Raw genomic sequence first — 14,569 nt, 5'->3', positions numbered from 1 at the left:
GTGGGAGTCTTAGCGCCAGTTAGAACGGGATCAACAAGAAGAATGCCTGTATCGTAAATGTAAATATCTAAAACTCCATTACCTTATAGGACAATCTCTTCTTTGTATATTTTTTAAGTTTGTATAACCTATTTTTTAAATATTTTTCATATATCAAAGCAAGTGTTACATTGAATACAAGGCACGCTTTTGAAAATATTTTTCAGAATTTTCTAATTATTAAAAGGTGGTTGAACTACGTAGATAGGCCATTACAGTGGGAATAGAAATTGTTGTTTACCTATAAATGAAAGCGATTTCAAATAGTGGTAAGAAAGAATAAGTTTTTCAAAATTAAGCTAAAAAATTTTGAAATGATAAGTAGTTGAAAGGGGTAAAAAGAATGCCAGCAAAAACAGGTCAACAGTATATTGAGAGGGTCGATCAAGCACAAGCCGAGGTTTGGATTGATGGAAAGAAAGTAGAGGGGAAGGTGTCTGAACATCATGCATTCAAGGGTGTAATGAAGTCACAAGCAGAGTTATATGATTTGCAACATGATCCAAAGAAAAAAGATTATATGACATATGAATGTCCAACGACAGGTGAGCACATAGGGACATCTTTTATCCAACCTAAGTCTAAAGAAGACTTAGAAAAACGTCGTTTAATGATGCAGGAGTGGGCGAAACACACGGGTGGAATGATGGGGCGTTCTCCTGATTATATTAATGTTGGTATTATGGCATACGGTGCTGCTTCAGCAATGTTCGGTAATCAGGATCCATTCTATGCTCAGAACATGCAAAAGTATTACCAGTTTTGTGCTCAAAATGATGTTTCTTTGACGCACACATTAATCCAACCTCAAGTAAATCGGGGAGTTACTTCAGCTCAACTTCCTGATCCATACATTGCAGCTCGTATTGTAGAAAAAAAATCTGAAGGTGTGGTCATTCGAGGAGCCCGTTTATTAGCAACTCAAGGCGGTATCACTGATGAATTAATGGTTTTCCCTTCGACATTGTTAAAACAAGCTGAGGAAGAAAATCCTTATGCTTACGCTTTTTCAATTCCAAACAATACAAGAGGACTTAAGTTCATTTGTCGTGAGTCATTCGATTACGGTAAATCAAGCTTTGATCATCCATTAGGCTCACGTTTTGAAGAAATGGATGCAATTGTCGTCTTTAATGATGTAGTTGTACCATGGGATCGTGTTTTTGCATTGGGAGACGTTGGGATTTGTAATCAAGCATATAACGAAAGTAATGCTGTAGTGCATATGACGCATCAAGTTGTTTCTAAGAATGTAGCTAAAACAGAATTTATTCTTGGGATTCTCCAATTAATGGTTGAAACAATCAACATTGGTCAATATCAACATGTTCAAGAAAAAATGTCTGAAGTCATTATAGCGTTAGAAACGATGAAAGCATTTTTAACGGCATCGGAAACGAATGCAAAAATTGATAAATGGGGCATTATGACACCGGATTTTGCACCACTAAATGCTGCTCGTCATTACTATCCAAAGATTTATCCACGCTTTAGTGAAATTATGCAATTGTTGGGTGCAAGTGGCTTAATGGCAATTCCATCAGAAGCTGATTTTAAATCAGAGCTTCGTCCAGATTTAGATAAATATTTACAAGCTGCGAATGGAGATGCATTAAATCGCGTTAAACTTTATCGTCTTGCATGGGATGTATGTATGAGTTCATTTGGAACTAGACAAACACTATATGAGCGTTTTTTCTTCGGAGATCCGGTGAGAATGGCGAGCACATTGTATAACGGCTATGATAAACAAATTTATGTAGATCGAGTGAAGGAATTCTTGGATCGTTCTGAAAACTTAGTGAAAAATGGATAATCCTTAAGGGATAAGGGATTATTATACTGTTAGTAAAATGGGGGCTATATGGTATGGATTTTAATATTATAAGAGTGGCAAGAGTTGTTTTGAATGTGAGTGATTTAGATCGTTCTAGAGACTTCTATGTGAAAACATTAGGTTTTATTGAAACGGAAAGTGATAGCGAGCATATATATTTACGGGGCTTAGAAGAACATGTTCATCATAGTCTTGTTTTAAAAAAGTCTGAGAAAAAAGGTGTTCATGCATTAGGATATAAGGTAGCTAGTGAGGGAGATTTAGATAAATTATCTGCGTTATTTCAATCTAAAGGCTTAAGAACAAAGTGGATAGAAAAAGGATCTCAGCATGCATTGGGAAGAGCGCTTCATGTGCATGATGTTTCGAATCTTCCACTTGAATTTTTCTGCGAGATGGACGGAGCTGAACGTATGCTACAAAGATATGATCTATATAAAGGAGCTAGAGTACAACGTATCGATCATGTTAACTGTGCTGTTCCAGACGTACAAAAAGCATATGATTTCTTCACAAAAGAACTAGGATTTGCTTGTTCTGAATATACTGCAAATGAAGAGGAGAAACTATGGGCTGCTTGGCTGCACCGTAAGCCTTGTGTACATGATCAAGCATTTATGAATGGAATCGGTCCACGTCTTCATCATTTTGCTTATTGGCTACCAGATCCAATGGCATTAATTCATGCTTGTGATGTATTAGCTTCCGTTGGCTATGCAGATCAAATTGAAAGAGGACCGGGGCGACATGGACTTTCAAATGCATTCTTCTTGTATTTAAGAGATCCAGATGGTTATCGAATTGAACTTTATAATGGTGATTATTTAACGAGTGATCCAGACTTCAAACCAGTTCGTTGGGCTTTAAATGATGAAAGAAGACAAACCTTCTGGGGCCATAAAGCACCTGATAGTTGGTTCAATGAGACATCTCTATTTTTAGATATTGAGACAGGAGAACATGTGGAAAATTCAGAGCCTACATTAGTGCAAAAGAAACCTGAGTTTATTATTTAATTAGTTATTTTTTCGGAAATGTGTTAGGAGGTATTAACATGGATGATCGCTTGTTTAGAAATGCTATGGGTAAGTTTGCAACTGGAGTAACGGTGGTTACGACAGAAGTAGACGATGAGCCTCACGGAATGACTGCCAATGCCTTTATGAGCGTGTCACTAACACCAAAGTTAGTTCTCATTTCAATTGGTGAAAAAGCTAGAATGCTAGATAAAATTAAAACATCAGGTAAGTTTGCCGTTAATATTCTAGCTGCAAATCAGCGCGGTATTTCAATGCAATTTGCAGGTCAAATGAAAGAAGCACGTGCGATTGAATTTGATTGGATGGATGAACTACCCGTAATTAAGGAAGCTTTGGCCAATATAACCTGCAACGTTCATAGTCAGCATGTTGCAGGTGACCACACTTTATTTATTGGGGAAGTAACAAAAGTGGTTTTGCGTGAAGGAGAGCCATTAGCGTTTTTTGAAGGGAAATATGGTAAGTTTGTATACTAATGAGTATATACCAATTAGAGGGAGTCATAGTGAAAATTGATTCTTCAAAAAATATTGTTGAGAGTATCACATTGTATAGCTCTAGAAATAGAGGTTGTCTTAAAAGTGATTATATATCACTTTTAAGACAGCCTTTTACGCTTTTTTCCATTCGTTATTGGTTACGAATAATTTTTTGTCTTGCTTAATATGTTGAAAATATCTATAATTGGCGCTTTTGAAAAAGATAAAATGCATGTATCTCCATATAAATGGGAAGAATTTCTTTCTCGTAAGTTTAAAAATCGTAAAAATCTAAAATGCCATTAACTAATGGGACAAACTCTTTTTGTGTATTTTAAGGCTTGTTCTCGAACTGCGATTTTTATAACAATAAAAATGAAAGCGCTTTCTATCATTATCAACAAGCAATGGATGCTATTTTAAGAGTTGAAAATAAATTAATTTTGTTGATTAGGAAAGAATATATTTGGTTCAGAGAAAGTTTCAAGAAAGCGAATGGCACTTTTTGAAAGATATCGATCTTTATGCCAAACGATTGCAGCTTCTGATTGGACACTACAATCCTCAATGGATATAACTTTAACACCAAGTTGTGAAAAGGATTTTAAGGTAGTTTGGGGTAAAAAGGCTACACCTATTCCTTCACGAACTAAAGTTAAAATCATGGAAGCATCAGGACATTCACATACTATATTAGGTTCAAACCCATGCCGACGACACTCATCTATAACTAATTCATAGGTGCCATGTCCACTTACTCGATGAAGTAGTAGCAATGGTAGAGGGGCTATATCTTTCATTTTGATTACGTTTGATATATCGCACTCATCTGGTACAACTAAGACAAATGGATCTGGAGTAAGCTCAATGGATGAGAAATCAGTGCTCCCGATGGGAAGCCGTATTATTGCTAATTCAATATCACGATTCAACAAACTTTCCTTTAATCGATATGTATCGCCCTCAACTAATTTGAAGCGAACATCAGGAAACTTTGTACGGAAAAATCGGATACGTCCAGGGATATAGGCAAAGCAAGTTTTAACAGAACCGAGAGCGAGTATACCTTTGAGACCTTCGCTAACTTCTTTAACTTCAATCAGTGTTTCTTCAAAGAAAGCCAGTAGTTCTTGCCCTTTTTTATATAATAGCTTGCCTGATTCTGTAAGTTCTAGGTGTCGACCATTACGGTCGAATAGTTTTCCACCTAGTTCATCTTCCATCATTTTTAATTGTTGGCTAAGTGGAGGTTGAGCCATGTGTAATTTTTTTGCTGCTTTAGTAACTTGGCCTTCTTCTACAATAGTGACGAAATAGCGCAATTGCCGAATATCCATTGCATACTCCTTTCATATCTAAAGTATATATTTTAAATATTTTTAATATTTAAAATATATAACAGTGTAGAAGAAATTGTACATGGTTTTTAAATAAAAAATGACTTAGAAAGATTAGAAAATGATTAGAGGGATAAATAAAAGGAAATAGAGCTTTTATGTAGAATAAAGTCATAAAGTATAATCCGAGCCCTTATAAATAAGCTTGGTATTTTGATTTTGATAACTTACAAGTAATTTGGAAGCTACATAAAATGCAATTTTAAGGAATATGAAAAGGAGAAATGAGATGGCTATTAATGATCTTTCACGAAATGACATGGGGGAAATTTTAAAAAAGGCAAAACGAATCGCAGTAGTAGGGTTATCGGATAATCCTAATCGTACTTCTTATAGCGTATCTAAAGCGATGATGGATAGCGGATATGAGATTATTCCAATAAATCCTAGTGTAAGTGAAGTGTTTGGGGTAAAAGCGTATGCATCGTTACTTGATATTGATGGACATGTAGACATTGTAAACATATTTCGACGAAGCGAAGCTGTTTCTCAACATGCGAAAGAATTTGAACAAATCGATGCGGATGTTTTTTGGACTCAGTTAGATGTAATCGATGAAGATGTGTATCATGATTTGAAAAATAAAGGCTATACTGTTATCATGAACCGTTGTATTAAAGTTGAGCATGCCTTAACAAAATGACTTAGTAGAAATGGAGCATATTTGCTCCTTTTTCTATGCTTATGTAAAAAAAAGCTAAGTATATAGTCATTTTTTATGTTACTATCACTTGTGAATTAATTATGTGCAAGATGTGAATAAGCTAAAACATTATATGCGAAAATGATTTTTAACGATACAATAGGTTTTAAGCATTTTACATATATCATAGTTTTTTTCGAACACTCGTTCGGTTTGTGTTATAATAGCGCAGTACATAATAGTTTAACTTTCAAGCAAGTATAGATAAACATGGGTTTGCTTGTGGAAGGAGAATTTCAGTGGCAGCTAAAAATCAAAATAAATTTGAATACAATGATGATGCCATACAAGTGCTTGAAGGTCTTGAAGCCGTAAGAAAAAGACCTGGTATGTATATTGGCAGCACAGATGCAAGAGGACTTCATCACTTAGTATATGAAATAGTAGATAACTCAGTCGATGAGGCACTAGCTGGGTATGGAAATCAAATAACAATTAAATTGCATAAAAATCAAAGTGTTAGCGTGTCCGATAAAGGTCGTGGGATGCCAACTGGGATGCATAAATTAGGTAAGCCTACACCAGAGGTCATTTTAACCATTCTTCACGCTGGTGGTAAGTTTGGTCAAGGTGGCTATAAAACGAGCGGTGGTTTACATGGTGTTGGTGCCTCTGTTGTAAATGCATTGTCTGAATGGTTAGTTGTTACCATCAAAAGAGATGGTTTCATATATGAACAACGTTTTAGTAACGGTGGTAAACCAGTAACAACTTTAGAAAAGAAAGGTACGACAAACGGAACAGGTACGACCATTCACTTTAAGCCAGATCCACAAATTTTTTCAACGACGATTTTCAATTATGAAACGTTATCTGAGCGCTTAAGAGAATCAGCATTTCTTCTTAAAGGAATGAAAATCGAGCTTATTGATGAGCGTAATGATCAGAAAGAAGTTTTCTTTTATGAAAATGGTTTAAAGGCATTTGTTGAATATTTGAATGAAGAAAGAGATGCCTTACATGAGGTAGTGGCTATCGAAGGTCAACAAAATGGAATCGAAATTGATTTTGCTTTCCAATTTAACGATGGTTTTTCTGAGAATATTTTAAGTTTTGTTAATAATGTTCGAACAAAAGATGGTGGAACGCATGAAGTAGGAGCAAAAACAGCGATGACTCGCGTGTTTAACGAATTTGCTCGAAAAAATGGTCTTCTTAAGGAAAAGGATAGAAACCTAGAGGGATCTGATATTCGTGAAGGATTAGCCGCGATTCTTTCTGTTAGAGTTCCTGAAGAGCTGTTACAGTTTGAAGGGCAAACGAAAGGGAAATTGGGTACAAGTATTGCGAGATCCAGTGTAGATAATGTCGTAGCTGAACATTTAGCATATTTCCTACATGAAAATCCAGAAATAGCGTCCATTCTAATCAAGAAATCTTTAAAGGCATTTCAAGCTCGTGAAGCAGCGCGTAAGGCTCGTGAAGAAGCTCGAAGTGGCAAGAAAAGAAAAAAAGGCGAAACCATTCTTTCTGGTAAACTGACGCCAGCTCAATCACGTAATCCAAAGAAAAACGAACTTTATCTTGTCGAGGGAGATTCTGCAGGTGGTTCAGCTAAACAAGGTCGAGATCGACGATTCCAAGCAATACTTCCATTGCGTGGTAAAGTAATAAATACAGAAAAAGCAAAACTTGCGGATATCTTTAAAAATGAAGAGATTAACACAATTATTCATGCAATTGGTGGCGGAGTTGGGCCTGAATTCAATATTGATGATATCAACTACGATAAAGTTGTCATTATGACCGACGCTGATACAGATGGTGCTCATATTCAAGTCTTACTGTTAACATTCTTCTATCGTTACATGAAGCCATTAATCGAAAGTGGTAAAATATATATCGCCCTACCACCTTTATATAAAGTGAGTAAAGGGACTGGTAAGAAAGCTGTAATAGAATATGCATGGAACGATGATGAATTACAGCAAGTCATTAAGAAGGTAGGCAAAGGCTATATTATTCAGCGCTATAAAGGTCTTGGAGAGATGAATGCTGATCAATTATGGGAGACAACAATGAACCCTGAAACACGTACATTTATCCGTGTATTAATTGATGATGCAGCACGTGCAGAACGACGTGTAACAACATTAATGGGGGATAAAGTAGAACCGCGAAGAAAGTGGATTGAATCGCATGTTGCTTTCGGTTTAGAAGAAGATACAAATATTTTAGATAATACGAATATGATTATTTCAGAGGAAGAGGTGTAGGAAATGTCTTCAGTAGAAAAATATCGCGACCTACCTCTTGAAGAAGTAATAGGCGACCGCTTTGGACGTTATAGTAAATATATTATTCAAGATCGTGCTCTTCCGGACGCAAGGGATGGGTTAAAGCCAGTACAACGACGAATTCTGTTTGCCATGCATACAGAAGGCAATACAAGTGAAAAACCATTCCGTAAATCAGCCAAAACAGTTGGTAACGTAATTGGTAATTACCATCCGCATGGTGATTCGTCTGTGTATGATGCAATGGTTCGTATGAGCCAAGACTGGAAGCTCAGACGAGTGCTCGTAGAGATGCATGGTAATAACGGTAGTATTGATGGTGATCCACCAGCTGCTATGCGTTATACGGAGGCGAGACTTGCTCCTATCGCGAGTGAGCTGCTAAAGGATATTGATAAGAGAACTGTTGATTTTGTTCCTAACTTTGATGATACTGCCGAAGAGCCAGTTGTGCTTCCAGCGTTGTTCCCAGCGCTCTTAGTCAATGGTTCTACAGGTATTTCAGCTGGTTATGCAACAGAGATTCCGCCCCATCAACTAGGAGAAGTTATTGATGCCGCAATGATGCGCATTGATAATCCAGCATGCTCTGTAGTTGATTTAATGACGGTGTTAAAGGGCCCGGACTTTCCAACTGGAGGAATTATCCAAGGTGTAGAAGGTATTAAGAAAGCCTATGAAACAGGGAAAGGTAAAATCATTATCCGCGGAAAAGCGGAAATTGAAACAATCCGTGGTGGTAAGCAACAAATTGTAATTACTGAAATTCCGTACGAAGTAAATAAAGCGAATCTTGTTAAAAAGATGGATGAACTTCGAATCGATCGAAAAGTAGAAGGTATTTCAGAAGTTCGTGATGAAACAGATCGTACAGGTTTACGAATTGTAATTGAATTGAAGAAGGATGCTGACCCTCAGGGGGTTCTGCATTATTTATATAAAAATACTGATTTACAAGTACCATATAATTTTAATATGGTAGCTATTTATCGTAAACGACCAACATTAATGGGACTTCAACAGATGTTGGATGCTTATATTGAGCATCGTAAAGAAGTAGTAACGAATCGTTCGAAATATGAACTGCAAAAAGCGCGTGACAGAGAGCATATTGTAGAAGGGTTAATGAAAGCATTATCCATCTTAGATGAAGTAATTGCGACAATTCGTGCTTCTCTTGATAAGCGTGATGCGAAAAATAATTTGATTGCGAAATTTGCCTTTACTGAGGCGCAAGCAGAAGCGATTGTATCTTTACAGCTATATCGTTTAACAAATACAGATATAACTGCGCTACAAGAAGAACAAGCTGAATTGAAAAATAAAATTGCTGAATTATTATCAATTTTAGAGAGTCAAAAGAAGCTAATGTCAGTTATTAAAAAAGAGCTAAAAGCTGTTAAGAAACAATATAATGATGAGCGTCTTACAAAAATTGAACAACAAATCGAAGAGATTAAGATCAATTTAGAAGTGCTTGTTGCTAGTGAAGATGTCATCGTTACTGTGACTAAAGAAGGTTATGTGAAACGAACATCTACTCGTTCTTATGCTGCTTCTGGTGGACAAGACTTCGGTATGAAAGAAAGCGATTTACTTTTATACAAAGAAGAAGTGAATACGACAGATAATTTGTTGTTATTTACAAATAAAGGGAATTATATTTTCTGCCCAGTTCACCAATTACCTGATATACGTTGGAAGGAAATTGGTCAACATATAGCGAGTATTGTACCAACTGATCGAGATGAAAACATCATTCAGGCAATCACAGTTAAGGATTTTGAAACAACGGATTATTTATTATTCATCACAAAGAATGGTATGGTGAAGAAAACAGAGCTATCATCATATCAAGCACAGCGTTATTCTAAACCACTTGTAGCCGTTAACCTTAAAGGTGACGATGAACTATTATCTGTTTATGTTACTGATGGTACGAAAGATGTATTCTTGGCTACAAAACTTGGTTATAGTCTATGGTTCCACGAAGAAGAAGTGAATATAGTAGGCGTAAGAGCTGCAGGTGTAAAAGGTATTAGTCTGAAAGATGAAGATGAAGTAGTTAATGGTTCTCTAATTAGAAATCCAAATGAAGAAGTCATTGTAGTCGCTACACAGCGTGGAGCAATGAAAAAAATGAAGTTAAAAGAATTTGACAAAATGAGTAGAGCAAAGCGTGGATTAATTATGCTTCGTGAGTTAAAAAATAATCCACATCGATTAGTAGGAATGGAAGTTTGTGAAGAAACAGATTCCGTTATTTTACTATCTGACCGAGCTCAAATTGAAGAAGTAACAGTTACTTCACTTAGTTATTCAGATCGCTATTCAAATGGTTCTTTTGTTGTAGATGTAGGCGACAGTGGCAATGTTGAAAAGCTTTGGCTTAAAGAAATAAAAGAATAGTATTTGAAAGTCTAATTAATAAGCCGTGAACATAAAGTTCATGGCTTATTTGTATTGGTTTGGATTAAAAAATCTAAGCTATGTAATTTACGCAAACTATATGTGTGAAATTGATATTTTATTGACATGATTTTCAAAAAAATGACGTATCATTTACATTTCAGAAAAAAGAAAATGTATATGGTTTTATACATAAAGCTTGATAAACCTGATAATTTAATGATAGATTATTAAAGTGCATAAATTATCTTGGAATAGTTTGCTTTCAATTTTCAACAAGGGAGGACACAATTTGTTAGATTTCTTAAACAATATTAATGATGTAATTTGGACGTATATTTTAATAGCGGTACTATTAAGTCTTGGTTTGTTTTTTACAATAAAAACAAATTTTGTACAATTCAGATACTTTGGAGAGATGTTTCGCCTTTTAACGGATAAAGCAACCATAACGAACGGAAAAAAAGGAGTCTCTTCCTTCCAAGCATTTTGTATAAGTGCTGCTTCTCGGGTAGGTACAGGAAATCTTGCAGGAGTAGCAACAGCTATTACACTTGGTGGACCTGGGGCAATCTTCTGGATGTGGCTAATTGCGTTGGTTGGAGGAGCATCAAGCTTTATTGAAAGTACTTTAGCACAAGTCTACAAAGTGAAAGACCGTGACGGTTTTCGTGGTGGACCTGCTTATTATATGGAACGAGGATTAAAGAATCGAAAGTTAGGAATTGTTTTTGCGATTATTATTACGTTCTGCTTCGGCTTAATATTTAATTCAGTTCAAAGTAATACAATTGCGATGGCTTTCAGTGATTCATTTAACATTAGTGCACCTGCAATTGGATTAGGATTAGTGCTTTTAACAGCTTTAATAATCTTTGGTGGACTAAAACGAATTGCACAAGTCGTACAAGTCATTGTACCAGTTATGGCAATCGCCTATTTGCTTTTAGCATTTTATGTAGTTGCGACAAACTTTACAGAAATTCCTACTGTGTTTAAATTAATTGTTTCCAATGCTTTCGGTTTAGAACAAGCTGTTGGTGGAGGAATGGGTGCTGCCGTTCTTTACGGTGTAAAACGAGGCCTATTCTCAAATGAAGCTGGTATGGGTAGTGCACCAAACGCAGCCGCTACTGCCGCTGTTACTCACCCTGTTAAACAAGGTTTAATTCAAACTTTAGGTGTTTTCACTGATACACTTTTAATTTGTAGTGCTACCGCGTTTATCATCTTGTTTTCAAGCACTTATACAAGTGGTGCTGAAGGAATTAATTTAACTCAAATGGCTCTTGCAGAGCATGTTGGCCCGTGGGCATCCTCATTTATTTCTATAGCGATTTTCCTATTTGCTTTTAGTTCAATTGTTGGTAACTATTATTATGGTGAGACAAATATTGAATTTATTAAAGATAATAAAGTAGTTTTAAACCTGTATCGTATAGCTGTTCTTGGAATGGTTATGTGGGGTAGTGTGGCAAATCTTAAAGTGGTTTGGACACTAGCGGATATCTTTATGGCAATTATGGCATTAATTAACTTAGTAGCTATTGCCATGCTATATAAGGTTGCAATTAAAGCATTACAAGATTATCGTGAGCAACGCAAACAAGGGAAAAATCCTGTATTTAATCGAAATTGTTTAGATGATACTTCAGGTATTGAGTATTGGTATGAAGATCAAACGTTTGATACTTCAGATGGTGAATACTGGGAAAGAGAAGTTGAATCAAAATAATTCATCCATCCTTAGATTAACACCTCTCATATATTATTACTTTATTAATCATAAGTAATAATCGTTGTAGAACAACAAATCCATATGAAAAGGATAATTATAATTGGCCGCACTTTCTACTCTGTAAACTTAAAGACAGGTGAATGTATTATTTATTAGTGACTACAACAGATTGTCTTTAATGTCATACATTACATTAAATAATTAGTACATCACTTATATAGTGGTGTACTTTTTGTTTTAAAGACTTCTTAACTGACCACATCATTTACCACAACAGTCCTGAAAAGTAATTATTTCACAGTATGGAATTGTTGCGGTAAAATAAGAACATTCATTCTATGAACTTACATTCTATTGGAGGTGCTATTTTGAAAGAATATAAAGTGAAAGAAGTTGCTGAACTATTAGGTAAGCATGAAGAAACCGTAAAACGTTGGTTACGGTCAGGTAAATTCCCTAACTCTTACAGAAATAGTGATAAAGAAGGTTGGAGAATTATTGAATCAGATTTATTGAAATTAAATAAAGTGCTACCTGTTAATGAGATTAGACAAAAAAGTAATGAATTAAATTTGCAAATTGATGAGTCAGAGTTAGTAAGACTAGCATATCAAGCTGTCACCCTTAATTCCCCTACTGATGAAATGTTGTCTATCTTATCAATTGTTGGGATTAAACGCACCTTAGAAATATTATTAATTATGCAGCAGTCACCTAGAAAAGTGAAAAATCCTGACGGGTTTATTAAAAAAGCAATACGTGAAAACTGGAATCCAACTTCAACACCAATTAAATTATCAAGGAAATCAAGCCAACAATTGTGTGGTTTAACTCGCAAGAAGTTTGAAGATTCAACTAATACATCAGACAATCGACAGTCCACTTTTGTTCCTTTTTATAATTGGCTTGAAGAAGATTAACTAAATAAAATCAGGTGATTAATTATGAGTGCTAAATATTATTCATATCGTTGTCCTAAAGGAATTGAAAGCCGTTATGAATTGTTGGTTTTTCGTGAAAATAAACCTTTTCTGCCTTTAACAGAACATTACCACGACTGTTTAGGAAGAAACGACAAAAGTACAGCTCAAGGATATTTGAGCAACCTTCTACCTTTCTTCAATTGGCTAGAAGAGTTTAGCAACTATCAAGGGAAAAGAGTTCAATGGAATGATAGACCGGAAGCCATTCGTGTAGCAGTGGAAGATTATCTTATGAATCAGTTAGGTTGTAAAGTTCGAGAAAAAGATACTTTTCGGTTAGTTAACAGAACAAGCAAAAGTCCTAATTACGTTAACCGTGTACTATCTGCACTGAAATCATTTTACAAATCCCTTATTAGACTAAAAATGTACAAGCATTCAAATCCTTTGATAGACTCTTATGCAATTTTAAATGAATATAAAGCTGAAGGTGTCAGAGAGAACAAACCTCGTATGCCATCGGTAGCTGGAACAGAAGAACCGATTTCACATAGAAGACTGACGGATTCATATTTCAAACTAATAAATGAAGAATGGCAACCAGAAATAATTGACGACCCCTATCTTCCTGGCAAAGTGTATTCAGCAGGAAAAGAGGTGCATTGGTCTTTAAGGGAAGTTGTCATTGCCAGGATGCTCTTTGAAGGTGGGTCCAGAGCAACCGAAGTAATTGAACTAACTATTGGCGATTACCGGGCAAGGAGGTCATTTCAAGAAGCAAACACATTCAACAAAGGTAGTAATGGAAGAAGAGTGAAATACATTCGATTCAGCAAAGAGACGGTCAAGTTATTGAAACAGTATATTAACGAAGAACGAGTGAAGTATGATGAATTCCAACGTAACTTTGATGGATTGTCAGATGAAGCTCCCATTTTTCTCACAAAAACAGGAGAAGCTTTTTCTTATGATGCTTGGTACTATCATTGGAATATGGCTATGGATAAATGCGAAATGAGAATGAATCCACATAAAACGAGACATTGGTTTGTAACAACCAGAATGAGAGAAATCTATAACACTTCCAATACGGAATCCGAAATTGTGCAAAGAAAAAATGAATTGATTAAGTATATGAAATGGAGTAACAAAGATACCATCCATGTTTATGAACATTATTTCGATGAAGAAAAACATCGGGAAGCACATGACCAAATGTTTGAAAATATGAAAAAATCCGAGGAGGAATATTTAAAACACAAAACAACAAAAAAACTGAGCTTACAGTATTTGAAGGCAGCGAAAAGATGGTGATGGATGAAGATATACTAGAACTGTTAGAAGGATTGGAGTAAAGATAAACTATGACAACATCAAATCTGACACCACAATTATCTTGCTATGAACAATTACTTGAAAAAGTGGATAGTCAACTACTGCATCTTCGTGATGCGAGAGAGGCATTTTTCTTAGATAAAATAGATGAAACGGGCATTAAATACTATATTAATAATGTGGTAGATAAACCTTGGAATAATCATTTTTTCCTTTATTTGATAGTTGGTACAGAGAGAAAATTAAATGCAAGAACAATAGAGATAAATCTAAGCACAATTAATGCTCGATTAGTAGATTTATTTGAATACTTTCATCTAACTGAAATAGAGCAGTTAAACACTGAAACCCATCTGTACGAGTATTTTAAAGGTACTATATTTGAAAACCATTCAAATAGTAAGAGAGCAGTTTTTTTAAAACAGTATAGAG

Annotated in this window: 10 protein-coding genes and 1 pseudogene; 10 read left to right on the top strand and 1 reads right to left on the bottom strand. The window is 35.4% G+C overall.

What is annotated here, in order from left to right; translation table 11 throughout:
* Window positions 1-382 precede the first annotated feature (382 nt).
* From hpaB to V7014_RS22300, 3 genes are read left to right on the top strand one after another with little or no spacing between them, the layout of a single operon-like run.
* Entirely contained in the window at window positions 383-1,855 is a 1,473-nt protein-coding gene (gene hpaB / locus V7014_RS22310) for a 4-hydroxyphenylacetate 3-monooxygenase, oxygenase component (protein WP_335510462.1), read from the top strand.
* Window positions 1,856-1,908: 53 nt separating this feature from the next.
* Window positions 1,909-2,892, top strand: a complete 984-nt coding sequence (gene hpaD, locus V7014_RS22305; RefSeq protein ID WP_335510460.1) for a 3,4-dihydroxyphenylacetate 2,3-dioxygenase — start codon at window positions 1,909-1,911, stop codon at window positions 2,890-2,892.
* A 38-nt stretch (window positions 2,893-2,930) separates the two neighbouring features.
* The gene (locus tag V7014_RS22300; protein WP_335510458.1) at window positions 2,931-3,392 is read left to right on the top strand and encodes a flavin reductase family protein; all 462 of its coding nucleotides are present in this window, start codon (window positions 2,931-2,933) and stop codon (window positions 3,390-3,392) included.
* A gap of 440 nt (window positions 3,393-3,832) precedes the next feature.
* Here V7014_RS22300 and V7014_RS22295 read toward each other — a convergent pair whose 3' ends face one another.
* Entirely contained in the window at window positions 3,833-4,732 is a 900-nt protein-coding gene (locus V7014_RS22295; RefSeq protein ID WP_335510456.1) for a LysR family transcriptional regulator, read from the bottom strand.
* 289 nt (window positions 4,733-5,021) lie between these two features.
* Here V7014_RS22295 and V7014_RS22290 point away from each other — a divergent pair, with 289 nt between their 5' ends.
* The 7 genes and pseudogenes from V7014_RS22290 to V7014_RS22260 form a co-directional block, all read left to right on the top strand.
* Window positions 5,022-5,435, top strand: coding sequence for a CoA-binding protein (locus V7014_RS22290; protein ID WP_335510454.1), 414 nt, complete (start codon window positions 5,022-5,024; stop codon window positions 5,433-5,435).
* 299 nt (window positions 5,436-5,734) lie between these two features.
* Window positions 5,735-7,711: a DNA topoisomerase IV subunit B gene (gene parE, locus V7014_RS22285; protein WP_335510452.1), complete on the top strand. Its 1,977-nt coding sequence runs from the start codon at window positions 5,735-5,737 to the stop codon at window positions 7,709-7,711.
* Between the two features lie 3 nt (window positions 7,712-7,714).
* A complete protein-coding gene (gene parC, locus V7014_RS22280; protein ID WP_335510450.1) occupies window positions 7,715-10,141 on the top strand; it encodes a DNA topoisomerase IV subunit A in 2,427 nt (808 codons plus the stop codon).
* A 292-nt stretch (window positions 10,142-10,433) separates the two neighbouring features.
* Window positions 10,434-11,876: an alanine/glycine:cation symporter family protein gene (locus V7014_RS22275; protein ID WP_335510448.1), complete on the top strand. Its 1,443-nt coding sequence runs from the start codon at window positions 10,434-10,436 to the stop codon at window positions 11,874-11,876.
* Between the two features lie 341 nt (window positions 11,877-12,217).
* Window positions 12,218-12,799, top strand: a complete 582-nt coding sequence (locus tag V7014_RS22270; protein WP_335510446.1) for a helix-turn-helix domain-containing protein — start codon at window positions 12,218-12,220, stop codon at window positions 12,797-12,799.
* 24 nt (window positions 12,800-12,823) lie between these two features.
* Window positions 12,824-14,116: a tyrosine-type recombinase/integrase gene (locus V7014_RS22265; RefSeq protein ID WP_335510444.1), complete on the top strand. Its 1,293-nt coding sequence runs from the start codon at window positions 12,824-12,826 to the stop codon at window positions 14,114-14,116.
* 50 nt (window positions 14,117-14,166) lie between these two features.
* Window positions 14,167-14,569, top strand: a pseudogene (locus tag V7014_RS22260) (site-specific integrase); the annotation flags it as partial.

This window comes from Bacillus sp. JJ722, assembly GCF_036963345.1.
GTDB lineage: Bacteria > Bacillota > Bacilli > Bacillales > DSM-1321 > Bacillus_AD.
This window is presented reverse-complemented; position numbering and strand designations above follow the sequence as displayed.